The sequence below is a fragment of the Aequorivita sp. 609 genome, from assembly GCF_014212065.1.
Lineage (GTDB): Bacteria > Bacteroidota > Bacteroidia > Flavobacteriales > Flavobacteriaceae > Aequorivita > Aequorivita sinensis.
The window spans coordinates 17,912-43,779 of the sequence record NZ_JACJVM010000213.1; the positions used below are offsets into that span (position 1 = coordinate 17,912).

The window sequence follows — 25,868 nt, forward strand, 5'->3', positions numbered from 1 at the left end:
ATTGTTTTTCACTTAAAAAGTGAATTACTTAAAAAAATTATAATGAAAAAATTACATAATTACGTTACAGGACAATGGATTCAAGGTAAAGGTGAAGGTGTTCCTATGCACGACGCCATTACCGGTGAAGTAATTGCCCTTTCAGATACTGAAGGACTTGATTTTGGTGAAATTCTTCATTACGGAAGAACAAAAGGTGGAGAAGTACTTCGTAAAATGACTTTTCAAGAGCGTGGAAATATGCTAAAATCCTTAGCACTTCACCTCGTAAAAAAGAAAACCGATTTTTATGAAATAAGCTATAGAACTGGAGCTACAAAGATTGATAGCTGGATAGATATTGAAGGAGGATTTGGAAACTTATTCGCTAATGCTTCTCTTAGAAAACTTTTCCCTAATCAATCTTATCACGTTGAAGGAGACCCAATAGATCTTTCTCGTGGCGGACGCTTTATGGCGCATCATATTATGGTGCCAAAACGTGGAGTTGCAGTACACATTAATGCTTTTAACTTCCCAGTTTGGGGAATGTTAGAAAAATGTGCGGTAAACTGGATGGCAGGTGTACCTGCTGTAGTTAAGCCCGCAACCAATACTTCATTCTTAACAGAAGCAGTTGTTCGAGAAATTATTGCTTCTGGAATACTTCCTGAAGGCGCTCTACAACTTATCACAGGATCTGCAAGAACTATATTAGACACCGTAGAATCACAGGATGTTGTTACATTCACAGGTTCTGCATCTACGGGACGTATGTTAAAAGCACATCCTAGAATTATCGAGGAAGCGGTTCCTTTTACTATGGAAGCCGATTCGTTAAACGCTTCAATTTTAGGAGAAGATGCCATTCCTGGAACCCCAGAATTCGACCTTTTTATAAAAGAAGTACGCAATGAAATGACCGTAAAATGTGGTCAAAAATGTACTGCTATTCGTCGTGTTATTGTTCCCGAAAACTTAGTTGAAGATGTACAAATAGCACTTGGAAAAGCACTTTCAAAAGTAACTATTGGCGACCCACGACTAAAAGAAGTAAGAATGGGCTCCTTGGTAAGTTTAGACCAAGTACAAGAAGTTCGTGAACGCGTTCAAGAGTTGTCAAAAACAGCAAGTATAGTTTATGGCGACTTAGATAAAATTGACGTTATTGGTGCAGATGCTAAAAAAGGTGCATTCTTAGCTCCAATTGTACTTCGTGAAGACAATCCTTTTAAAAACTTATCTGTACACGAAACAGAGGCATTTGGACCTGTTAGTACTATCATGCCTTATAAGAACTTAGATGAAGCTATTACCTTAGCCCAAATGGGGAAAGGTTCCTTGGTTTCTTCTATCGCTACCAATGATGATAAAATTGCAAAAGATTACGTAGTAAATGCTGCTTCACATCACGGTAGAATTTTAGTGATAAACCGTGAAAGCGCTAAGGAAAGTACAGGACACGGTTCACCACTACCAAGTTTAGTTCACGGTGGTCCAGGACGTGCTGGTGGAGGTGAAGAAATGGGTGGAATGCGAGGTATTAAGCATTATTTACAACGTACAGCCATTCAAGGTTCTCCAACTACATTAACTGAAATTACAGGAATATACCAAGCAAATGCAGATTACAAGGAAGCAGATAAACATCCTTTTGCATATCACTGGGAAGACATAAAACCAGGTATGTCGCTTAAAACTCACAAGCGAACACTTACAGATTCAGACATTATAAGCTTTGCGAATCTTACTTGGGATCATTTTTATGCTCATACAGATATCACTTCGCTAGACGGAAGTATTTTCGAAAAACGAACAGCTCACGGTTACTTCATTATTGCAGCAGCAGCAGGACTATTTGTTTATCCTAATAAAGGTCCAGTAGCTGCAAACTATGGACTAGAAGATTGTAGATTCCTTCGTCCGTTATACCATAATGATACTATCTATGTTCGACTAACGTGTAAGCAAAAAGTTGATCGCGATGTAGCTTCTGCAGAACATCCAAGTGGTATAGTAAAGTGGTTTGTTGAAGTTTTTGACGCCGAAGATGAATTAGTTGCAGTAGCGACAATTTTAACGATGGTTCAAAAGAAACAAGAGGTTTTTGTTGAAATGACTGAAGAGAAAATTCAGGAATTAGTAAACAAAATAACTGAGAATGATAAGCCTAAATGGGGTATTATGACACCTCAACATATGCTGGAGCATTTAGAAGAATCGTATAAAGTTCTTGGAGGGCAAATTCAAGATTTTGAAATTGTAACTCCTGAAAAGATTGTAGAGAAAGTAAGAAACAGTCTTTATAATTATGAAAAGTTCCCTCAAAACTCACAATTCCCGACTATGAAAAAGGGAGAGCTGGAAGATTTAAAACATCCGGATTTAGCAACTGCTAAGGAGAAATTTTTTGAAGCAAGAGAACAATACACTGCTTTTTTCAAAGAAAACCCTGATGCTGTGCTAAAAAATATGGTTTTCGGTGAATTGAATAAATATGAATCTTACCTACTGGAAAGAAAACACCTAAACCACCATTTTGAACAGTTTGGGTTGATTTAATTATCTAGATATATTCTATTAAATTTAAAATGGTCTCTTAGTTTTAAGGGACCATTTTAAATTTAGAAACATCTACTTTTCTTTTTTACTCTCGTCTTTTAGTAGAATTTCATATAGTAGATAAAGTCCAATAATCGCAGCAATCACAAACAGTATGAATGCAAATCCTGGATAACCCGCAATTGTCCATGAACTAGGAACTCTCACCAACATCGCTGCTCCAATAATTAAAGCTGCGATGATAAGTCCAGCTGTAATTCGATTGGCCACTTTTTGAAATGCACCCGTAAATCGCTGTTCATCAATAGCATCAACTTTAATTTTCAACCTATTATCCGCTAGAAGTTCTGAGAATTTATTTAATCGATAAGGCAAATTTTCTGTTAGCTCTTTCATTTCCAGAAATACCTCCATTAAATTTTCTGGTTTTAAATTCTCCTTCATTCGCTGCTGCATCAAAAGCTGAACATAATCTTTTACGGTTTGCTGCACATCGTATTTGGGTGCCAGATATGCCACAATTTGGTCCAGATTGAGTAGAATCTTTCCTAGAATATTCAGTTCTACGGGAATATGAATGCCTTCTTGTGCAGCCATTTGGTTCATTTTTATCAAGACCCTACCCGTTTGTAAATCTTTGGCCCGAGCATTCTCATTTTCCTGAATTTTGCGAATTACATCTTTTTTGAAATTGGATACATCCTTCTTTTCATCGTATTCGCTTATACTTAAAAGTATATCTGTAACCCGAGAACCATCGTAATTACTCAAGCCAATCATCAATTTTAAAATGATTTCTTGCATTTCATTGCTGAACTTGGCTACCATTCCCAAGTCCATAAGCGCAATTTTATTTTCTGGCGTTAAATAAACATTTCCCGGATGTGGATCGGCGTGAGCAAATCCATCTACTATAATTTGTTTTAAATAGCTTTTTACCAATTCATCCACCAAAGGTTCAAAAGAAATGTCGAGACGTTTTAAAGGTGAAACCTTTGTGATTTTCCCTCCTTCTACAAATTCCATTGTAAGCACCTTGGAAGAGCAATAATCCAATATTGGAGCAGGAATGAACATATGTTCAAATTCAACTAGATTCTTTTTTAATGTAGCCAAATTTTGAGCTTCCAATGTATAGTCTAGCTCCTTCAACAATACATATCGAAGTTCTTCAATTACACTGTGAATGGCATAATTACGTCCCATTTCACTATAAGTTTCAAGCTTTTCCGAAATAGACATCAATGTATCTAAATCCTCAATAAATCGCTTCCGAATTCCTGGACGTTGTACTTTTACGGCAACAATTTTTCCTGAGTGAAGGACAGCACGATGAACTTGACCAATAGAAGCACTTGCCAAAGGTTCTTTTTCGAAAGATGCGAATGCTTTGGAAATACGTACTCCTAACTCTTCTTTAAATATTGTTTCGACCTCTTGATAATCTACAATCTCAACATCATCCTGAAGTGTCGCTAAGGCGTCTAAAAATGGAGGGGGTAATAAGTCTGGACGGGTTGAAAGAAGTTGGCCGAGCTTAACATAAGTAGGCCCCATACTTTTTAAGTCTTCCGCAAGTTCTTCAGGCGAATGGTCGAAGTTTTCCGATTCAATTTCAGACTCAGAATCGGCCATCTTTTCTTCGGTATAGGAAAAGACATCGCTATTCCAATACTTCATCATAAATTTAAAGAAACGGATATACTTGTCGTATTGATCGGGAAGTAGGCTCATAATTTGTAATTTTTATGAAAACTACAAAATTTACTTAACTGTCTATATGAGCTTTAGGATAAATTTAGGTAAAATGAATCCCTTTTCGTTTCTAATCTTCTGCAGTTTTTTCTTTACCTTTCTTAGTTGCGATTACACTAATAATTAATATCTGAAACGCGTGATAGAACATCAGCGGTAAAAGTACTATTCCAATTATACTAGTCTGCCCAAAAAGTGCTTCCGAAAATACAGTTCCGTGGACTAAAGATTTTTTAGTTCCACAAAATTGATTTGTAATTCTGTCGGCGTGATTGAAGTTAAGCAGTTTCCCAAACCACCCTGTTAGGGAGTACACAATATAAAACAGAAGTAAAACCAAGGCTACCATTACCCCCATTTCTAAAACACTTACGCTTGAAAAAATTTCATCTTCAAAAGATTGGACGAAGCTTTTATATATTATCAGCAAAATCACAAACTTATCGAATAAGCTCAGCTGTCTTTTATGCCGTTGAGCCCAAGCTCCGAAAAACTTACGAAGTAAAAGTCCCAGTATTAATGGAATTAAAATTTCAGTAATCAACTGAATATAAATTGAAGAAAAATCGAAAGCTACATCTGTTTGACTTATAAATGGCATCATCCACAGCGGTGTTAAAACTATCCCGATAATTCCCGATATGCTTGCATTAAAAATCGCTGCAGGTAAATTTCCTTTAGCCATAGACACCATCACAACCGATGAAGATACCGTAGATGGCAATGCTGCCATAAATAAAAAGGCCAACCAGAGAAGCTCATAATCTGTATTTTTAAATAGCGGGTAAAACGGCAGTATTAAAAGTGGAAATAGAATAAATGTAGAACTCTGAACGGTAAGGTGTAATTTCCAGTTTTTCAGCCCATTTTTAATCGCTTCAGAATTCAGACTCAAGCCATAAAAAAAGAAAATAAAAGAAATTCCAATACTACTAATCAATCCCATTGGTATAGGGCTGCTTGATACTGCAAGTTGAGGAAAAAAGTAGGCAAGAATAATGCTAACTACAATTGCAATTACAAACGAATCGATCTTAAGCTTCTTAAGCATAGAATTTTTTAGCAAAGATATAAGTGCTGAGCATTTTAAGGTGACGTATTTTAAAAAAGTAGATCAAATATGTTTTTTGAAAATATTTCCAAATGTTTGATTAAAATCTACGTCATTAAAGCTCAATTAGGCATTAAATTTATAAAAAGTTGATTTATTTTGTAGAGCTAGAAAAGACCATAGTTTTTGCAAGCCTTTTGAATGGTTAAAAAGATCATTTGAAATGGAAATGTCTTTTATTTTAAATAAATTGTAACCAAACGAAAATCCGCATAAAAAGCGAAATAATATGAATGAAGCATACGTAAAACACAGCACTCAAAACGAAATTGCAACCATCGAATTTTTTCACCCAGCACATAACAGCTTACCAGGTGATTTATTGGCAAAACTTGCAAATACTATTACCGAAGTCGGGAATGATGATAAGGTGAAAGTTATCATATTAAAAAGTGGTGGCGATAGAACTTTTTGTGCAGGTGCAAGTTTCAATGAATTAATCAGCATCAACGATGCAGGTACAGGAAAAATATTTTTTAGTGGTTTCGCCAATGTGATTAATGCAATGCGCAAATGCCCAAAGTTTATCATAGGAAGAATTCAAGGAAAGACTGTTGGTGGTGGCGTTGGCGTTGCATCGGCAACGGATTATTGTATGGCAACAAAATTTGCTGCAATTAAATTGAGTGAACTTAACGTTGGTATCGGTCCATTTGTAGTTGGTCCAGCTGTAGAAAGAAAATTAGGAACAAGTGGGTTTAGTCAAATAGCCATTGACGCAAATTCTTTTTACGACGCCGAATGGGCTAAACAAAAAGGATTATACAATCAAGTTTACGACTCTACTGAAGAAATGGATGAAGCTGTTCAAAAATTTGCTGAAAACCTTTGCAAGTATAACCCTGAGGCAATGAAAGAAATGAAAAAAGTTTTTTGGAGCGGAACCGAAGATTGGGATGAACTTTTAGCTGAAAGAGCAGTAATTTCAGGAAGATTAGTCCTAAGCGATTTCACGAAAGAAACACTGAAGAGATTTAAATAATAGTTTGTAGTTGGTAGTAGTTAGTGGATAGAATGAATTATGGAAAGTGAGTTTCATTTTAAATTTGAAGATTTGATCGTGTACCAAAAAGCCATTGAGTTTGGTGAAATTGTACATTCTCAAGTTTCCACTTTTCCTAAAATTGAAGACTATCGATTATCTGCTCAATTTGCTCGTGCGGCAGACTCAATAGCCTTTAATATTGCAGAAGGCTCAGGCAGTTCGGATGCAAGTTTTTTAAACTATTTAAGAATTGCAAGAGATAGCTCAAGAGAGTGTGTAGCGGCAACTACTAAAGCACTACTTAGAAACTATATCTCTTTTGAGCAAAGTGAGAAGAATCGAGAAATATTGGTAGAAATAATTAAGATGCTCACAGCTTTAATGAAATACCTAAACAATAAAAACGCTATATAATCCACTACTCTCTACCTACTATTCTATAAAAACTAAATTATGATCTATTCATTCAAAGGCCACATTCCAGTAATTCACGAATCTAGTTTTGTTCATCCACTGGCTGCTGTAACCGGGAATGTAATTATTGGAAAAAACTGCTATATTGGACCGGGCGCTGCAATTCGTGGGGACTGGGGAGAGATAATCTTGGAAGACGGAGTGAATGTACAAGAAAACTGTACAGTTCATATGTTTCCAGGTAAGAGTATTGTGTTAAAAGAAGGCGCTCATGTAGGCCACGGCGCAGTTATTCACGGCGCTAATTTAGGCAGGAATTGCTTGATTGGGATGAATAGCGTTATTATGGATGATGCTGAAATTGGCGATGAATGTATTGTTGGTGCAATGAGTTTTGTGAAAGCTGAAGAAAAATTTCCCAAAAGAAAATTGATTGTAGGAAATCCAGCTAAAGCCATTAAAGATATATCAGATGATATGATTGCATGGAAAACAGCGGGAACAAGATTGTATCAACAATTACCAACTGATTGTCACGAAAGTTTAAAGGAAGTTGAACCATTACGCGAAATCCCAAAAAACAGACCTGTACAAGAGGATTTTTATAAAACACTTCAAGACTTTAGAAAAAAATAATAATGTATAATAAAGAAATAGAAACACTTCCTCTTGAAAAGCTTAGGAAGCTACAAAGTGAACGTCTAGTGAATCTCGTAAACCGAGTATATAAAACCGTTCCGTTTTATAAAAATCTTTTTGATGAATCAGGAATTGATGTGTCATCAATAAAATCGATTAATGATATCCACAAGCTTCCTTTCACCAAAAAAACAGATTTAAGAGATCAGTATCCTTTTGGATTTTTAACTGTACCTGAAAACCAATTAGCGCGTATTCATTGCTCAAGTGGTACTACAGGAAAACCTACAGTGGTAGCTTATACAAAAAACGACTTAGATATTTTCTCAGAAGTTGTAGCTCGCTCTTTGGCTGCTGGAGGTGCAAAGCCTGGGATGAAAATGCATAATAGCTATGGTTATGGCTTATTTACTGGCGGGATCGGAATTCACTATGGAGCAGAAAAGTTAGGAATGTCCGTAGTACCTGTTTCAGTTGGAATGACCGATAGACAAATTACCTTATTACAAGATTTTCAGCCTGAAGTAATTTGCTGCACCCCTTCTTACGCCCAAACCATTGCTTTTGAATTGGAAAAAAGGAACTTAAAAATATCCGACCTTAATTTAAAATATGCTATTTTAGGAGCTGAACCTTGGACAGAAGCTATAAGAAGTGACATAGAAGCCTCATTAGGAGTAAAAGCAACTAATATTTATGGTCTGAGTGAAATTATAGGTCCTGGAGTTTCACAGGAAGCCTATAATGAGCAAGGTACAGGAAGTTATGTTTGGGAAGATCATTTCTTTCCTGAAATTGTAGATAAGGATACAGGTGAACCTCTTCCTTATGGAGAAGAAGGTGTGTTAGTGTTTACCACTCTTACAAAAGAAGCCATGCCTTTTTTAAGGTATTGGACAAATGATATTTGCAGTCTGTCTTACGACCATAGCACGTCTAGAACTCATATTAAAATGGGACAAATTAAAGGTCGGTCAGATGATATGCTTATTATTAGAGGTGTAAATTTATTTCACACTCAAATTGAAGAAATTTTTAAGGAGTATAAAGAATTAACACCAAACTATCAGCTAATTGTCACCAAAAATGGTTTAGCAGATCAAGTAGAGGTTAAAGTTGAAACCAACTCAGACTTTCAAATTAAGTTAGGTTTAGAGAGTGGATTCAAAGAAGATGAGGTTTTAAGGAACTCAGCATTAGCTTCTATGTCTAATCAATTGAAAAAAAATATAAAAGATAAAGTAGGATTGAGTATTAAGGTGACCTTAAATTGTTATGGGGCAATTCCTAAAAGTGAAGGAGGAAAATTAAACCGTATCATTGACTTACGAAATTCTTAAAAAATAAAATATGCCTAAGCAGGAATTTAGAATGCCCAAAATGGGCGAAAGCATTACCGAAGGAACCATCATAGAATGGCACGTAAACGTTGGCGAGTCTTTTGAAGAAGGAGATGTACTTTTAGAAGTAGCTACAGATAAAGTGGATAATGAAGTCCCTGCAGTAGCTTCAGGAAAGTTAATTGAACAAAAATTCAGCAATGGAGATGTAGTTCCAATCGGAGAAGTTATAGCTATTTTAGAACTTTCAGATAGTGAAGGATTAGAAAAATCAGATTCAAAAACTTCATCATCACCTTCAAAAAATAAGGTTTCTCAGCGCAGTAGTACTAGGTCAGCTTCAAAAGAAAAAATTGCGAAGCCTAGTCAAAGTTCACCAGCAAAATCATTTAAAGTAAATGAAAACCTATTCATTTCACCTTTGGTTGATAGCATTGCCAGAAAGCATCATATTAGCTATGAAGAGTTAGCACGAATTCCTGGAACCGGAAAAGATGGTCGCTTACGTAAGAGTGATGTTACAGAGTATATTGCAAGCGGACGTCCGTTTAAGTTTGCACAACCTATTTCAGAGCCTACAGGGTTTCAAGTGCCAGATTTAAAATTTGACAAAAGCAAAGGGAAAATAGTAGAAATGGATCGTATGCGTCAAATGATTGCCGACCATATGGTTTTTTCTAAACATACATCTCCACACGTTACTGCTTACGTGGAAGCCGATCTTACCGAAATGGTAAAGTGGCGAAATGAAAACAAAATTCCATTTCAGAAAAAATACAATGAAAAGCTTACATTCACCCCATTATTTATTGAATGTGTAGCCAAAGCAATTACCGATTTCCCGATGATAAATTCATCTTTAGATGGAAAAAATGTAATTGTGAAAGAGAATATAAATATTGGAATGGCAACTGCCCTACCTACAGGTAACTTAATTGTTCCCGTGGTAAAAAATGCTGACAAAAAAAGCCTAAAAGAGTTAGCCGAAGCCACGAACGAATTAGCAGGGAAAGCCCGTGACAATAAGTTAAAAGGTGACGACACTAAAGGAAGTACTTTTACTATTAGTAATGTTGGAACTTTTGGTAGTTTAATGGGTACACCAATAATTAACCAACCCGAAGCAGCAATTTTGGCTACAGGAATTATAAAAAAGCGCGCTGAGGTTATGGAAAGAGAAACGGGAGATACTATTGAAATTCGCCATATGATGTACCTCTCTCTTTCATTCGACCATAGAATAGTTGATGGATATTTAGCTGGTTCATTTTTGAGAAGAATTGCTGACTATATGGAGAAGTTTGATGTAAATAGAGAATTGTAGTCAAGACTATTACCACAAACTAGCGACAAGCATTTTGACAGGAATTATCGCGAGTAAAAAGCACCCTTCAAAATGACTAAGAAAAAGATAAAAGAAAGAATTAATTTAAAAGTTAGAGCTAACAGTTTTTAAAAACTTGTTAAGTCTCAGAACAATTATAAAATCATGAATCGATGGTTAATAAAATAAATAAAGAAACCCTTAAAAAAGCCTTTAAAACTCTCGTTACTGCAAAAGGAATGACTGAGATTTATGAGGAGAACTTTAAGACAGTTTCAAAATACGTTCATGCAACTTCGCGTGGTCACGAGGTGATACAAATAGCTGCAGGGATGCAACTCTTACCGCAAGATTATGTTTTTCCATACTACAGGGATGATTCAATCTTGCTTTCTATTGGAATGACACCTTATGAGTTAATGCTTCAGGTTTTAGCTAAAAAAGACGATCCTTTTTCAGGTGGGCGAACTTATTACTCTCATCCAAGCTTAAAAGACGACGATAAGCCTAAAATTCCTCATCAGAGTTCTGCTACAGGAATGCAAGCCATACCTGCCACTGGGGTAGCTTTAGGCTTTTGGTATAAAGAATCCTTTAATTCAGAATTCAAAACTCAGGATTCGGAATTAGATGCCCCGATTGTAATTTGTAGTTTAGGCGACGCTTCTGTTACTGAAGGCGAAGTTGCTGAAGCCTTTCAAATGGCTGTTTTAAAGAAGCTACCCATACTTTACTTGGTTCAGGACAATGGCTGGGATATTTCAGCAAACGCAGCTGAAACAAGAGCTCAAAATGCTTATGAGTATGCAAAAGGTTTTAATGGACTAGAGGCGGTAACTATTGATGGAACTGATTTTGAAGAAAGCTACAACACACTTCAAGATGTAATTTCAAAAATAAGAACTGAGCGCAGACCATTTTTAGTACACGCAAAAGTCCCATTATTAAATCACCATACTTCAGGTGTTAGAATGGAATTTTATCGTGACGATTTAGACGAAGCTAGAACTCGTGATCCATATCCGAAAATGGTAAAACTATTGCGGGATAATGGTATTAAACAAAAAGAATTAGACGAGATAGAGAGCGAAGTTAAAAACGAAGTCAAAAAGGCATTAGAAGAAGCTTTTGCAGCAGAAGACCCAAAACCGGAAGATTTATTTACTCACGATTTTGCACCAACCGAAATAACCGAAGAAGTTGGAGATAGAAGCCCGAAAGGTGCCGAAAAAGTAGTGATGGTGGATTGTGCTCTATCTGCCATTGAGGAAATTATGCGCAAGCATCCAGAATCCTTGTTATATGGCCAAGACGTGGGAAGGCGATTGGGAGGAGTTTTCCGTGAAGCTGCTACTTTAGCTGAAAAGTTTGGCGACAACCGCGTTTTTAACACTCCTATTCAAGAAGCTTTTATAGTGGGAAGTACAGTTGGAATGAGTGCCGTAGGTTTAAAACCGTTCGTTGAAGTTCAGTTTGCCGATTATATTTGGCCTGGACTAAATCAGTTATTTACTGAAGTAAGCCGAAGTTGTTACCTTTCGGAAGGAAAATGGCCCGTATCAATGGTATTACGTGTTCCAATTGGAGCTTATGGTAGTGGTGGGCCTTATCATTCATCTTCAGTAGAAAGTATTGTTACAAATATCCGTGGATTAAAAATAGCCTACCCAAGTAATGGAGCAGATCTTAAAGGTCTTTTAAAAGCGGCTTATTACGACCCAAACCCTGTTATAATTTTTGAACACAAAGGGCTTTATTGGAGTAAAGTGAAAGGAACAAAAGGAGCTACTTCGGTGTTACCTGCAGAAGATTATATTTTACCATTTGGCAAAGCTTGGGTTTTACAAGAAATATGGAAGCAAGAAGATGAAGAAACTCTTTCAATAATAACTTATGGAATGGGAGTGCATTGGGCAATGAATGCTTCCGAGGAACTAGGAATGCAGGATAAAATTGAAGTTGTAGACCTTAGAACCCTTCACCCATTAGATTATGAAACAGTTTTTAAATCGGTCAAAAAATGTGGAAAATGTCTAGTTGTAACAGAAGAACCATCAGAAAATGGATTTAGTAGAGGACTTCAAGGAAGAATACAAGAAGAATGCTTTCAATATTTAGATGCACCAGTAATGCTAATTGGTTCAGAAAATATGCCAGCAATTCCTTTAAACTCAACACTTGAAGAGACAATGATTCCTTCAACTGAAAAGGTTAAAAAGAAAATCTTGGACATATTAGGATATTAAGAAGTTTTTAAGGATTAATTAAAAATTAAACACTATATTAAAGTTTTTTAAATTTCTAATGAAAATTCTAGCTACAATAACTTAATTTTCAAATATTTATAAGTAATTAAAATAAGAACACTAAAGTAATTGACACATATTATCCCCCCAAATTCTAGAGGATCATCTATATAGATGATCTTCTTTTTTTAATCTATCTTCGTTTTAAGCCAATCAAATAAAGTTTTGTACGCAAGCTTTCTTACAGGTATTTTAGAAAGGAATAAATCGTGCATTCCGTTATTTATCGTGTGTGTTGTAACGTCACCTTTAATCTTCTTAGCATAATATTCGATGTGTTGTACATTTAACACAGCATCCCCATGCATAAAATTTTCCGTCCATTTTTTTTCATAAATAGTTTTATCGCTATGCATCACTAGCAAAGGTACATTCAATTTTAGGTGGTTCTGAATATTTTTATGGCCATTGTGTATAGCTCTAATAAAACTTAAACCTACCTTAGGTATTTCGTGAGGTTTCCAGTTTAAGTTGTAGCTCCATTCACCAAACATATCTTTATGTAAACTATAACCGTAAAACTTAGAAAGACCACTGGAAATTTTCTTATTGGGAATATACTTCCCTAAAAATGATAGAATGGGTATACCTATTTTTCTTTCAAATGAATTAAGATTAAACTCGTAAAAGGGACTGTTGCAGATGACGCAGTGAAACAAGCTACTGTTTAAATGCCTTCCGGCATAGTTAGTCACTATCAAACCACCTGTAGAGTGCCCCAATAAAACCACCTTATTATTTTCTTCTAAATGAATAAGCTGCAAAGTTTTATTTATCTCCTCGTCATACTCCTCAAGGGAGCGTACATTATTTAACTTTTGGTGACTCAAAAACGAACGACCGTACTTTCTTAAATCTAGCGCATAGAAATTAAACCCTTCACTATTAAAGTGATTTGCCATTTCACTTTGAAAGAAGTAATCATTAAAGCCGTGAATATATAAGACAGCTTTAGAAGACTGTACAAGCGATTTCTTGCGAATTATAGTAGCAACTACTTCCCCTTCATAATCATCCTCTAATGCTAGGGTGGTTTGTTGAAAATCATCACCCAATATATCTAATGAATACTGCCCTTTATTTAATTTCATAGTTACTTCATTTAATAAAGCTGAATATTGTATAAATTAAATATACCATTTTGAAATATAAGTTAATCTATATTATTAGATGTAATAAAAATGTTTAAATTGAAGAAATAAAAGACCTCACATTTAAAGTGAAGTCTTCGTACTTAGTAGCGGGAACAGGACTTACTTCGACTGCGCTCAGGATAGGATCATTCTCAAAAGTTGTGTGTGAATTGAAATAGAATTCTGATTTTTGTTTTTTAAAACAAAGCTTTGGACAATTATCTAGACCTACTAAAACTTATCCTGCCTGAATTTTTAATCAATCAGACAATCGGGTTAAAATTGATTTAGGTTCGGTTCAAGGCTTAAGTCAATCAATAATGGATAATAAAGGTATGGAACTAAGACTAAATACTGAATTTAAACCAACCCTTGATGATGCCTTGGTTACGGTAAATGATTCTATTTATAACACAACTAATGGTTTAATCATAGTGCGTAACAGCTTAACTCCTCCCTCAAGTATTGATTTACAGCCTACGTCTATACTTGGAGGAAATTATAGTAATTCTTTTCAAATAAAAGATTATTATTATAAACTTACAACATTGCATAATACTATTGAAGAATATTTTTCTATGAATGAAGAGTCGGGTAATCCTGTTTCTAAGAGCAGTTTGGTTATACCACTATTTGCCAATGAAAGTCCTTGGGCAGAAAGTATTTTTGCTGATGCTTTTGTAGTAAAAACATATTACCGGGATATTGGAAATAGACGTTATGAATTAAATAACCACTTGGGGAACGTTTTAAGTGTGGTCAGCGACAAAAAAATCCCTACCTTAGCATTAGGTTCTTTGGCTTATTTTAATGCGGACATTAAAGCCTATAACGATTACTATCCCTTCGGCATGTTGCAGCCAGGGCGGCATGCGAACACTCCGGACTACCGCTACGGCTTCCAGGGACAGGAGATGGACGATGAGATCAAGGGGGAGGGGAACAGCCTGAACTATACCTTTAGGATGCACGATCCGAGGGTGGGGAGGTTCTTATCAATAGACCCTTTAGACTCAAGCTATCCTTGGAACAGTCCTTATGCTTTTTCTGAAAATAGAGTTATTGACGGTATTGATTTAGAGGGCAGAGAATTTTATTTTACTGCGGACGGTGTCTTGATAGGTCGAGTAAACAAGTCTTCGGAAATGAGAGTTATTGAATCATATTATTTGGAAGAAAAAATGATTTCAAAAGTTAGAGATGAAATTGATCAAGTTAATGCTGGAGCTGATGATGGTCAATTGTATTTTTATGGATCATATTCTACACAGAGAGCATCAGATGAAGTTTTTGGAAATATTGCCACAACGGTTTATACCCAGAATCAAACTTTAAATTTAGGATCGCAACTACCGCCTCTTTTTAATAATAAGATATCAGTAAATGGTAATAATGTTTACGAAGGTTATAAAGCCCAGGGAGCAGCAGTTGCAGAAGCTAGTCTTTATGAAGACAAGAATGGAAACAAATCAACATTTATAAATTTTTATGATAAAACCGGAAACTATTATGAACTATACAATACCCTTCTTCATGAACGAACCCATCCTCTTGATAAATTGAAAGGAATAGAAACAGGAAGTGCGATTAGACATTTTGAAATTCATAAAATGGAAGTGCTTGATAAAAGTTGGAAACATACATCAGAGGGCTATAAATTGAATTCAAAATCCGCTTTATTAAAATACATCAATTATATGTCAGAAAATGTAACTGGGGAATATGCTAATCATTATCGTAAAATCCAAAATGAATCAATTGATTGGTATGAAAGTTTCTTTGACACAAATTTAGAGTTTGATTCAACTTCATTGAATTATAAAGAAGAAGAATGATGAAAACATATGCTCTCCTTTTTCTTTTAATATGTGTTCAGTGCAAAAATAAAAATGATTGTAAGGAAGGAATTGGTAATAAATCATTTGAGATCTCTAAAATATATTTTATAAGGGATAGTATTTTTGTTGATAATGATTCAAAAATCAAATTTATTTTATCCACAAAAAATGATTTCTTAAACGAATATGTTAAAAACAATAGTCCTTTAAGAATTAATATTGTTCTATCAGGAAAAAAACTCGAACTTAACCAATTAGGAAGAATTCGGTACAGCGAGAACGACGGATATATAGAAATAGTTACGACTGCACCTCTTTATCGAAAAAACAATGATGATTTCTTTTCAGATAATAAAAAAATATTTCAATCTATAGAATGTCTTAGTTTTATTATGGGAACCAAGAACTATCCGTTAAGAAGAGTAAAATCAATGGAATATTTGAATTTTGAACAAGGAATAGAAAGAGATAAGAAATCAAATTAAAGGTTTTTTATTTTGATAATCTCCTAGTGAAGAAGTATAAAAAGAGATTATCATACCGGGTGGGCGACCGCGCTATGAATTGAGCATCCACTTGGGCAATATCTGAGCGTGTAAGCGATAAAAAAATCCCTACCTTAGCCTTAGTTCTTTGAGTTATTTTAATGCGGATATTAAGGCGTATAATGATTACTACCCCTTCGGAATGCTTCTGCCGGGGCGGCATGCAAACACTCCCGATTACCGCTACGGCTTCCAAGGGCAGGAGATGGATGATGAGATTAAAGGTGTTCCGGGAAGCTCTTTAAACTATACTTTTAGGATGCACGATCCTAGGGTAGGGAGGTTTTTAAGCCTAGATCCTTTATCTGCGCAATATCCTTATAATAGTCCATTTGCCTTTGCAGAAAATAGGGTTATTGACGGGACAGAACTTGAAGGTCTTGAATTTTATGATTCTGATGAAGCGCTAGTTGAAATTAAGTATGGAATAAATCAGATAAGAGTTCAAAATCTTTCTGGGTCTGGAAGATTGATGTTGTCCGATCCTGTATACGATAAACAAGGCATTCCTACAGGTGAAAGAACATGGAAAGGTGATGTTATTCTGGGAAATAGTATTTCAATAAGTACACAATCAACAGACTCTTATAATAGTTTACTTGCATCAAATCAACTCCGTAAGACTTTTGCTGGTTTGCAGCCAGGATCTCAGTCGTCGGATTTACGCTCAATAGCAGCAAGTACCAATATGCCAGATTTGAGACAAACCACAAGGAAGAATGTTGGTGGCGGACTTCAGACTGGTGGTTCTGCTAAAGGCGCAGTAGCTGTATTAATAGTTGAAGCTACAAATTTCACTTTACAGAAACTAAATAATTACTATGCTCAGAATGATTTAGATTTAATTAAATTACATCATGAAACTCTAATGGATAAGGTTTTGCCAGCAATCAAAGCTGCTCTTAGTAAAGAAAATCAAACATACATTGCGCCACATTTAGTAAATATATCTGATTTATCTAAAATTGCTAATGTTATATTGTTTGGAGGAGATGGTACTTTTGAAGAAGATGAAATAATGCAAGCAGGAATGAGAATATACTATGAACTTACAGAAGAAGGACAGCGGGATAAAATGAAACTGGATAATTTAAAAAATAAGGCTCCTATCAATGAAATTGAAAATGGAAACAAGGAAAAAGATAATACCAACATAGAAAATGAAAAACCTTAATAGTATTTTGATGAAATCGACATTTATTTTATTAATCTTTATCTTATTAGTTGGGTGTAGTAGTAATAAAAGAAATTTAACGAATAAATTTTATGGTCAGTGGGCAATTGAGGATATGATTTATAATAACAATAGTTTTAAGGAAAAATTAAATATAAATTTCATGGTATTTAATAAAGAAAATAAAATATCACTTCCAGAATCCGAGAAAGGAAAAAAAGATACAAATTCCAAATGGTCTATAATTGAGAAAGACCAAACAAGAAATATGTTGCTCATAGAAACTGGTAATAAACCTTTTCAAGGATTATATAAAGTAAATTTTATTAAGGATAAAAAAAAGAAACTTGTCGGTATCGAATTAATCTCGGATAGTACATATATTAAAGCATTTAAGTTTTTTCAAAATTTTGATGAAGTTGAAAGGAATTGGTGATAAATAGAGTTCTTACTTTACTCTCTCAAAATTTTCAAATTATATTCTTGATTTATTTTTTTTTATTTCGATCATTGACATAAAATGCTATCCCTTCGGCATGCTCCTGCCTGGAAGGCATGCGAACACTGGGGATTACCGTTACGGCTTTCAGGGGCAGGAGATGGATGATGAGATAAAAGGCGAGGGAAATTCCCTGAACTATACCTTTAGGATGCACGACCCACGTGTGGGCAGGTTTTTTGCTGTTGATCCCTTAACGGCAAAATATCCACATTATTCACCTTATTCATTTAGCGGTAATAAAGTTATACATAGAGTTGAACTGGAAGGATTGGAAGATGAGAAGTTGGGCATGCAGATTGATTGGAATACTGCATTGAAAATGTCTGGTGACGATGCTACTACTGAACAAGTTGTTGAAAAATATAACCAAATTCACTATGCAGGAACCAATCAAATAAAATCAGAATTATTTAAATCCCAATTCGACCATTATTTACCAAAGAAATTTATAGACAAATATAGCTCTTACGATGGAGGAACTTTGCATATAACAGAGCAAGAAGCATTAGACTCTAATCCATATTCAGTTGCGATTTACCAAGGAAAGAGTGATAAGAAATGGGCTAAAGAAAAGGAAAACTTCTTAAATGAGGTAAATTCATTAAAGGCTGGAGAATCAAAAACAGTCACACTTTCTGTGAGTGGCAAATCAGGAACACAAGGGACATTAGGACAATTTACCATTAATTTTGAAGGAATTCTGACAAGAGGAGATAATAATGAATGGTCATTTGAAGGTACAATGCAGTTTTATGACAAATGGGATTTTGACAAAAAGGACAAAGGCAAACGAACTGCTGGAAGTGAAACGGCTACTGATGTTGGAAGATTATTTTTACCAGGAAAAGGCTTTGAAATCTTGTCGCCTAAAATAAAAGTGAAACAAACCAGTAAAGACCAAAAAGTTGATTGGTGGAACGATAAAGAAATTGAAGAAGTAAAGTCTAATGCAGCAGAGTTAGTACCTTACTTCGATGAGGAAAAAGGAGGTTAATATTAAGTATAGATGAAAGCAAAAATATTGATATTATTGATTTTAGTACAAATCACCTTTTCGTGTAAAGAAGAAGAGTATTGTGCAAAAGAAATTAGAAAACTTACTGATATAAAGTTGCCAGAAAATATAGAGGTTATTGAATGCCACGATAATTTGGAGTATCAGTTTACATTTGAATATAAATTAAATGATTTATCTGATGCAGATTCTTTTATAAAAGATAATGGATTGCTTCAATATTTTCCTGAAAAAGAAGACAGTCTGATTTTAGAGTCATCTGCAATAGAATATGTTGGGGAGTTTTTTAACCCCAATAAGTTTTATCCAAAGGAGAACACAACATATTATCTTCATAAGGAAAATTACACTATTGTCTTTGACAAATCTAAAGGTAATCTTATAGGTGTAGTAGAATATTAATTTTCTTCCAAGAAATGAAAATGAAAACTATCCTAACAGATTTTTCTTACATCCTATTAATAGATGCTCCCTTATTGTTATAAGAGTTCTTAAACTTCCTTTTATAACCTTGTATCGATGATTTTAAGTATGTTAGATTTATCTTTATCATCTAGACTTTAATGCTGGATTTTAATGTAGTACTTCTTGGTTCCTTTAAGTAATAATTAAAACTAAATTTTAGGACTTACTAAGCAGAACAATCAAATCTTGATAAATTTTACTTAGAAATGAAAACAGACCACATAGAAAATATTGTAGGCGATTATCTCAAGGAAAAAGAAACCCAGTATGCTTTATTGGTTAATGGTGCCTGGGGAAGTGGAAAAACATTCTTCTGGAAAAATCGACTTACTAAAATCGCAGATGATTCAGGTCTTAAACCAATGTACGTTTCTCTGAATGGAATCAGCAATATCGACAAACTAGAACAACAGATTTTCATTCAGCTTCTGCCAAAACTAGGGGAAAACCAAACTGACATCGTCAAAAACCTCACCACGGTTTCGAAAAATTTGGCTAATGCCGCAAGTAAATTTTTCTTTAAAAGCGATTTGACCGATATAGCTAAAGGAACTAGTGTTAAGGCATTCAACTTCAAAAAATATTGTATCTGTTTTGACGATCTGGAACGTTGCAAAATTCCAATAGATGAGTTATTTGGTTATTTGTCTGATTTTGTAGAACACAAAAATCTCAAATGTATCATTCTTGCTGACGAACCTAAGGTCAAGGAGCATAAAATTAATATGGAATTAATAAATGGATACGATGCTATAAAGGAAAAAATCCTTGGACGTATTTTGAATTACGAGCCCGAAATCGAAGTGGTCGTTCCAGAATTGATTGAAAAATTCAAGAGTAAAAAATCTGTATATACATTTCTTAAGACAAAACAGGATTTCATAATTTCTCTATTTAAAGATCAGAATATTGATAACCTTCGCATCATCAATTTCTATCTTGAAAATTTGTCCAAAATATATCCGGGCCTTAAAGATGAGGATGATGCATTTGTACTGGAATGTATATTCTTTACTGCTATTATTACTATCGAATTTAAAAAAGGTATTCTTACTTCCAAGGATGTGAACGATTTTAAAGATTTAAACCAAATTGATGCTGGGTGGTATTCAAGAATTACCTCAAGACATCTTATGAAGAAAGACAAGGATGAGCCGCGCGAAAAATCTTATACAGAGTTTTTTTATGAGAAGTATTTAAGCAATAATATCGAAAACTACCAATTTTATCCAAGCCTATACCGGTTTATTCTCTCAGGCTTTTTTAGTGAAGCGATTTTTAAAGCAGAGCTGAAAGTTAGAAAACCAGAAGAAGTTCCAGATCATATAGTAGCCTTTAGACGATTGCTAAACTACAAATTTCGGGAACTGAAAGACGAAACTTTTGCCAAACTGGTTGAAGAGGTTTATGAAAATGCTAAAAAGGGTGTTTATTGGTTGTACGATTACAAACAAATTGCCAACTTCTACCTCTATTTTGCTCAAAACGGATTGATAGATTTGACAGCAGAGGAAATCAACAAGACTTTGCTTTCAGGTTTAAAAAAAGCGATTAAACGAAAGGATATCCATCAATACACTTATGACAATTTGATGCGCTTCGAAAATGAAAATCCAGAAACCCAAACCATAGTCGATGAAATAGCTAGACTACATCGAGAAGTCCAAGTTGAAATGGAGAATGAAGATTCACAAAAAGCCCTATTGCTCATTGAAAATGGTAACAAAGAAAAAATTGCCACATTTTTTCAAGACAATAAATTTAAAAAGGAAATATTACCATTTCTAAGGCCCTCAGATTTTTTGGTAATTCTAAAGAAGGCTCCCAATGAAATAGTATTCCTAATGGGCGAGATATTTCGAGAGAGATACAGCTATAATAATCCAGGGGAATTTATGGCTGGGGACCTTGACTTTCTAAGAGAGATTAAAACTCTACTGGAAACATATTTAAAAAAGACAAAAGATTTAGGCCCCGTTAGAAAGCACAATTTCAACAGTCTTTTTGAGAACATCGAAGACTCCATCCAAAAAATTGTTAAGACCCAGAAATCTATACCCTAAAGTTATTCAAAAGAATTATGTTGGAAAACCGATTAATTATTCGAGGTCACTATTTTACTTTTAATAGATTCTAATGTCAATTTGTATCATACGATAACATTATTAAAAACAGTATTAAAAATTAAAAATGTTGTACCTATGTTGTACCTGCATAAAAAAAGTCGAAGATTTTTCTTCGGCTTTTGTAGGGGCGGAGAGGCTCGAACTCTCACTCCTCGCGGCACCAGATCCTAAATCTGGCGTGTCTACTAATTCCACCACTCCCACATTTTTAAAATTTTAAGAACTTTAATTTGCATAGGTCCTAGGGCTACAGTGTATCATATTTACCACCTTCTATTCCAGATAATTTTCTGGTAACTCTAAATTTTAATAATCTCTATATGCATTGAGAATGTTTTAATATCAAAGAAAATGTAAGCCTCAAAATTTTAATATTCTGTACCTATTCTGTACCCACCGCATAAAAAAAGCCCTCACATTTCTGTGAAGGCTTGTCTTTGTTAGTAGCGGGAACAGGACTCGAACCTGTGACCTTCGGGTTATGAGCCCGACGAGCTACCTACTGCTCTATCCCGCGATATGGGTTTTCAATATTTCATCTTTAGCTTTTAACTTTCGGTTCATAATGCCGACTGAAATATTGGACTGCAAAGATACAAACCTTTTACTAGTTTGCAAATAAATTTTCGAAGAAAATTAAAGTATTTTATAACCGCTTAATAAATAGCTGATTTTGAATGGTGCTGACGAATAAAATCAGGAATAAAAATAAAAGAAAAGGTTTATCGTGAAGCTAAAAGCGTCCCAATACACCCACTGCTCCCCAACAGCAGGTGTAATCGGTAGCTTAATTATGGTAAAAACCAAAATCCAAACATTAACGAGTTAAAATCTTATCAAATATATAATGACATTGCAAATATAGAGTCAATATTTTATTGATTTTGACCTAATGTATAAACGTATCTAAAAATTGGATAAACGTAGAATCAGAGAAAAAGAGTGACAGTTGTCCCAAACTCTGTATGTTCTATTTTGAGAGCAGAATCTAGATTATAATTTAAAAATTGTAACCGTTCTTTTATAAGTGAAATACCTTTTGAAGTACGTTGTGTAGGTTTAGATACCTTTTTACTCCCTATTCCATTATCTGTAATTACACATTTTATTTTATTGTCGTGAATTTGATTAATTATAAGCGATAGTGTTGGATTTTTTATAATATTAGGAAATGCGTGAACAAAAGCATTTTCTAAGAAAGGTTGCAGTATTAAATTTGGAATTTCTGTATCACAAATATCAATTTTCGGATCCACTATAAAGTTTATAGAAATACGATTTTGGTGACGCTCATTCTCTATCTCACAATAAGTTTTCAGATAATCTAATTCCTCTTTTAAGCTTATAAACGTACGACTAGAATTGTTTAAATTGGCTCTTACCAATTTTGAAAACTTAACCAAATAGGTCGAAGCCTTTTCATTTTCACCTATAACTACTAAATGTTGAATACTGTTTAAAGCATTGAATATAAAATGCGGGTTCATTTGCGCTAATAAGGCTTCAGCTTTTAGTCTTTCAATGCGTTTATTAGTTGCAATTTCTTTTGCTGTTATTATTTGATGTTGTTTTCTTTTACGATTAAAATAAAGAGAAGTGACAAAGACTAGTGCAGTAGCCACCAATACCCTAAACCACCACTGTTCATAAAACGGGGGATTAATCGTAAATTCTAAAACAGATTTTTCAAACCACTGTCCAGTATATGTGTCATTAACTCGAACCCATAGGTTATATTCTGCAGGCTCTAAAAAACTCAAATTAATCTCTGGCAAATCCAATTTTGTCCACTCTGAGTTATCTTTCATTTTGTAATAAAACTCTAGCTTATTTGGGTATGGGTGAGAATTGGTTGAAATACTAATTTCAAGATTATTTTGTTTTGAATTTAAGACAATAGGCTCTTTCCCATATCCATAAACAGTATCATTGACCTTAATTTGTTCTACAAATAAATCATTAATCCTGTTTCTAGAATTAACCAGGCTTTTCATATTCACTTGATACTCTCCTCCATCAGAGCCAAGATACAGGACATCATTATGCACATTTATAGCATGAATATTCTTTGTTATCCCCTGATATTCATTAATAAATATTTGCTTTTCATCGTTGTGAAAAAGAACCCCTCCTTCTGTTACAATTATTAACCAATCCTTGTAGGAATCTAATAACAAAATTGAATTTCCTTTAATCTCGGATCTATCAATCTTTTTAATTACTTTAAATCCCTTCTTAAAATCTACTATAAATACATCTCCAAATTCATTCCCTATAGCTACATAATCATTAAAAATGGCATGGTGTCTTAGTTTTTTTTCTTTCCAAATCCCAGTATCTAAAAATGACTTAAAAGTTTTATTATAAGAAAAAAGACCGCTAAAAACTGAAAGAAAATAAGTGGTTGAATCTCTTCTAAATGTTCCAACAATATTTGTAGGAGTACTGGGAAATTCTTCTTCATAATATCTATACTTTAACGGATATTCACGTTCATACACTCTTGCCCCACGATATGGATTAGTCTCAATTAATTTATTATCTGATGTAAAATCAAACTCTAGCGTATGTAAAGGCAAGTACGATTCAAAAGCTCCATCTGGACGAAATTTATACAACCCAATATTTGTGTTAATCCAAACGTGAGTCTGTGATTTTTTAATAGTGTAAAAAATGATATCAGTTTCAGAAGTATCATAGTTCAACTCATAAAAAAAATCTTCGTGTTTAGGCAAGTTGTTTTTATTAGCTTTCACAAAGGCAACTTCCTGTTGTTTAAAAAAGCTAGCATCGTAATATTTGTTTGCTATATCTACACCATCATTGTATAAACTAATTTTGTTTTGATTAAAATGATCTATTGCAATGGTTTTTTTATGACTAGAAGGATAAAATTGAACCATTGGGTTTATGGATATCTGAAATAGTCCATTGTCTAAAGTTCCTGCGTACAATAACTCTAAAATTGGATTGTACTCAAGCACAACAAGACTTTTACTATCTATACCATAAACCTCTTCATAAGAATTTCCATCTTCAGAGAACTTTAATAAACCTCCATTTTCTTCAAAAACTCCCCAGGCAGCACCATAAACAGTTTTATCATTAGTAACAGCATAATCCCAAATTATAGGAAAGCCGTCTCTTTTCTTACCCACAGGTACTTTTTTGTTCAGCAAATCGGTTATAGCAAATACAGAAACAGCTCCCTTATTACTAGCAAACAAGGAGTCACCAATTCTCTCTGAATCGTAAATAAATTTATGATCACTTATTTTTTCTAGAAAGTACTCGTCATTTTCATTTAAAATTTTATAGATCCCAGTATTATAGGTAGTAGTAAACACCGTATTATTAAACTCGAAGAATCCCGAAATACGCATTAAGGAACTTTCCTCATGGTTTAATGAAGCAACTACAGATTTTTCAGCAATATTAATTACGGAAACCCCACCACTTGTACCTACATATAGAAAGTTTCCGAATACATTTAAGTGAGTAATATGGTTATTATTTAACCCTTGATCGGTGTTAATAATTGTAAAATTGTAGCCGTCGAAATGCGCAATTCCATTCCCATAACTTCCTACCCAAATATCTCTATTTGTATCTTCGGTTATTGCCCATATATTATTAAGCGGTATTCCGTCCTCCTCAAAATAGGTTGATATTTTGTTATTGTGTTTTCTTACTAAACCATTATCTGTACCAACCCATAAAACACCATTTTTAGAAAGATGTAGACTTCTTACTGTATTATGGGGTAAAAAGTTTTTTGTAGAAAAATGCGTAACCGGAGGTGTTTGCGCATTACACACTAATACATTCGTTATCAAATAAATGATAAATAAGCTATACTTTTTCAAGAACTCTATTTAAAAAATCATTTTCACGCCTATAGGAGACTTCGAGCGTGCTTCCATCGGTTAGTTTTACGGTTTTTTCTTTTTTATCATAGCTCATAACTGCTGCAAGGGCTACTATATAACTTTTATGAGTCCTAAAAAACAATGATTGTGGCAAGCGTTTCTCTACAGTCCTTAACGATTGAGAAACAACTATTTTTTTATCTCCCGCAATATGCACCTCACTGTAATTTCCATCGGCTTTGATAAAGAGAATATCATTTACATATGTTAACTCAAAACCTGTAAGAGTATTGAAAAATATTCTTTTCTTACCTTCTTCTGCTTGATCGACGTAACTCTTAAGTAAGGCAATTTGCTCTTTCAGAGCATTAGAATTTGATTTCTCAACAAGGTATCTCTGCATGGTTTCATATAAAACCGACTCGTCTATAGGTTTTAAAATATAATCGAATGCACTATATTTAAAAGCTTGTATTGCATACCTATCATAGGCTGTTGTAAAAATAACATCGAATGTGGGGGTGGAGAAATAATTAAATAAGGCAAACCCGTTTTCTTCAGGCATATGAATATCTAAAAAAACGAGGTCTATTGAGTTATTAACAATTAAACTACATGCTTCTTTTATAGATTGAGCCGTGCCTACTACTGTTATAACATTAGAAAATTCTTTCTCAATCAATACTTTAAGCAATGAATTTGCATGTGGTTCATCGTCTACGAGGATAACTTTTATCATAAATTCAATTTATATCTCCGAAAATATCTTTTACAAATATTCTTAAA

Annotated in this window: 19 protein-coding genes and 2 tRNA genes; 14 read left to right on the forward strand and 7 right to left on the reverse strand. The window is 34.2% G+C overall.

The window, feature by feature from the left end; all coding sequences use genetic code 11:
- Nucleotides 1–42 precede the first annotated feature (42 nt).
- Nucleotides 43–2,541 carry a phenylacetic acid degradation bifunctional protein PaaZ gene (paaZ, locus tag H4O20_RS13815; protein ID WP_185099662.1) on the forward strand — a complete coding sequence of 833 codons (2,499 nt, stop codon included), beginning with the start codon at nucleotides 43–45 and terminating at the stop codon, nucleotides 2,539–2,541.
- Between the two features lie 72 nt (nucleotides 2,542–2,613).
- Here the strand turns inward: paaZ and H4O20_RS13820 are convergent, their stop codons facing one another.
- On the reverse strand, nucleotides 2,614–4,275 hold the full coding sequence (locus H4O20_RS13820; protein ID WP_185099663.1) for an AarF/ABC1/UbiB kinase family protein: 1,662 nt from the start codon (nucleotides 4,273–4,275) through the stop codon (nucleotides 2,614–2,616).
- A gap of 91 nt (nucleotides 4,276–4,366) precedes the next feature.
- Complete coding sequence (locus H4O20_RS13825; protein ID WP_139856621.1) at nucleotides 4,367–5,347, reverse strand: bile acid:sodium symporter family protein; 981 nt, start codon at nucleotides 5,345–5,347, stop codon at nucleotides 4,367–4,369.
- A 289-nt stretch (nucleotides 5,348–5,636) separates the two neighbouring features.
- On the opposite strand from H4O20_RS13825, the gene H4O20_RS13830 reads away from it, so the two are divergent.
- The 6 genes from H4O20_RS13830 to H4O20_RS13855 all read left to right on the forward strand — a co-directional run bounded on the left by H4O20_RS13830 (nucleotide 5,637) and on the right by H4O20_RS13855 (nucleotide 12,355).
- Nucleotides 5,637–6,389 carry an enoyl-CoA hydratase/isomerase family protein gene (locus H4O20_RS13830; RefSeq protein ID WP_185099664.1) on the forward strand — a complete coding sequence of 251 codons (753 nt, stop codon included), beginning with the start codon at nucleotides 5,637–5,639 and terminating at the stop codon, nucleotides 6,387–6,389.
- A gap of 78 nt (nucleotides 6,390–6,467) precedes the next feature.
- Nucleotides 6,468–6,806, forward strand: coding sequence for a four helix bundle protein (locus tag H4O20_RS13835; RefSeq protein WP_368856701.1), 339 nt, complete (start codon nucleotides 6,468–6,470; stop codon nucleotides 6,804–6,806).
- 39 nt (nucleotides 6,807–6,845) lie between these two features.
- Nucleotides 6,846–7,442: a transferase hexapeptide repeat family protein gene (locus H4O20_RS13840; protein WP_165146396.1), complete on the forward strand. Its 597-nt coding sequence runs from the start codon at nucleotides 6,846–6,848 to the stop codon at nucleotides 7,440–7,442.
- A gap of 2 nt (nucleotides 7,443–7,444) precedes the next feature.
- Nucleotides 7,445–8,785, forward strand: a complete 1,341-nt coding sequence (locus H4O20_RS13845) for a phenylacetate--CoA ligase family protein (RefSeq protein WP_185099666.1) — start codon at nucleotides 7,445–7,447, stop codon at nucleotides 8,783–8,785.
- Nucleotides 8,786–8,795: 10 nt separating this feature from the next.
- On the forward strand, nucleotides 8,796–10,109 hold the full coding sequence (locus H4O20_RS13850; protein ID WP_260402697.1) for a dihydrolipoamide acetyltransferase family protein: 1,314 nt from the start codon (nucleotides 8,796–8,798) through the stop codon (nucleotides 10,107–10,109).
- 173 nt (nucleotides 10,110–10,282) lie between these two features.
- Nucleotides 10,283–12,355: a thiamine pyrophosphate-dependent enzyme gene (locus H4O20_RS13855; protein WP_185099667.1), complete on the forward strand. Its 2,073-nt coding sequence runs from the start codon at nucleotides 10,283–10,285 to the stop codon at nucleotides 12,353–12,355.
- 188 nt (nucleotides 12,356–12,543) lie between these two features.
- On the opposite strand, the gene H4O20_RS13860 is transcribed toward H4O20_RS13855, so the two are convergent.
- Entirely contained in the window at nucleotides 12,544–13,506 is a 963-nt protein-coding gene (locus H4O20_RS13860) for an alpha/beta hydrolase (RefSeq protein WP_185099668.1), read from the reverse strand.
- A gap of 362 nt (nucleotides 13,507–13,868) precedes the next feature.
- Here H4O20_RS13860 and H4O20_RS13865 point away from each other — a divergent pair, with 362 nt between their 5' ends.
- From H4O20_RS13865 to H4O20_RS13895, 7 genes are all read left to right on the forward strand, one after another.
- Nucleotides 13,869–15,383, forward strand: a complete 1,515-nt coding sequence (locus H4O20_RS13865; protein ID WP_185099669.1) for an RHS repeat domain-containing protein — start codon at nucleotides 13,869–13,871, stop codon at nucleotides 15,381–15,383.
- The gene (locus H4O20_RS13870) at nucleotides 15,380–15,871 is read left to right on the forward strand and encodes a hypothetical protein (RefSeq protein WP_185099670.1); all 492 of its coding nucleotides are present in this window, start codon (nucleotides 15,380–15,382) and stop codon (nucleotides 15,869–15,871) included. Before H4O20_RS13865 ends, H4O20_RS13870 begins: the two co-directional genes overlap by 4 nt.
- 148 nt (nucleotides 15,872–16,019) lie before the next feature.
- Nucleotides 16,020–17,105, forward strand: coding sequence for an RHS repeat domain-containing protein (locus tag H4O20_RS13875; RefSeq protein WP_237607926.1), 1,086 nt, complete (start codon nucleotides 16,020–16,022; stop codon nucleotides 17,103–17,105).
- On the forward strand, nucleotides 17,092–17,541 hold the full coding sequence (locus tag H4O20_RS13880; RefSeq protein ID WP_185099672.1) for a hypothetical protein: 450 nt from the start codon (nucleotides 17,092–17,094) through the stop codon (nucleotides 17,539–17,541). Before H4O20_RS13875 ends, H4O20_RS13880 begins: the two co-directional genes overlap by 14 nt.
- 100 nt (nucleotides 17,542–17,641) lie before the next feature.
- On the forward strand, nucleotides 17,642–18,601 hold the full coding sequence (locus tag H4O20_RS13885; protein WP_185099673.1) for an RHS repeat-associated core domain-containing protein: 960 nt from the start codon (nucleotides 17,642–17,644) through the stop codon (nucleotides 18,599–18,601).
- Nucleotides 18,602–18,613: 12 nt separating this feature from the next.
- Entirely contained in the window at nucleotides 18,614–19,024 is a 411-nt protein-coding gene (locus H4O20_RS13890; protein ID WP_221442942.1) for a hypothetical protein, read from the forward strand.
- Nucleotides 19,025–19,293: 269 nt separating this feature from the next.
- A complete protein-coding gene (locus tag H4O20_RS13895; protein ID WP_185099675.1) occupies nucleotides 19,294–21,150 on the forward strand; it encodes a P-loop NTPase fold protein in 1,857 nt (618 codons plus the stop codon).
- A gap of 185 nt (nucleotides 21,151–21,335) precedes the next feature.
- Here the strand turns inward: H4O20_RS13895 and H4O20_RS13900 are convergent.
- From H4O20_RS13900 to H4O20_RS13915, 4 genes are all read right to left on the reverse strand, one after another.
- Nucleotides 21,336–21,417: transfer RNA gene (locus tag H4O20_RS13900), tRNA-Leu, on the reverse strand.
- A gap of 240 nt (nucleotides 21,418–21,657) precedes the next feature.
- Nucleotides 21,658–21,730 (reverse strand) — tRNA-Met (locus tag H4O20_RS13905).
- A gap of 412 nt (nucleotides 21,731–22,142) precedes the next feature.
- The gene (locus tag H4O20_RS13910) at nucleotides 22,143–25,079 is read right to left on the reverse strand and encodes a histidine kinase (RefSeq protein WP_185099676.1); all 2,937 of its coding nucleotides are present in this window, start codon (nucleotides 25,077–25,079) and stop codon (nucleotides 22,143–22,145) included.
- Nucleotides 25,066–25,821: a LytTR family DNA-binding domain-containing protein gene (locus H4O20_RS13915; protein WP_185099677.1), complete on the reverse strand. Its 756-nt coding sequence runs from the start codon at nucleotides 25,819–25,821 to the stop codon at nucleotides 25,066–25,068. Before H4O20_RS13915 ends, H4O20_RS13910 begins: the two co-directional genes overlap by 14 nt.
- Nucleotides 25,822–25,868: the final 47 nt, after the last annotated feature.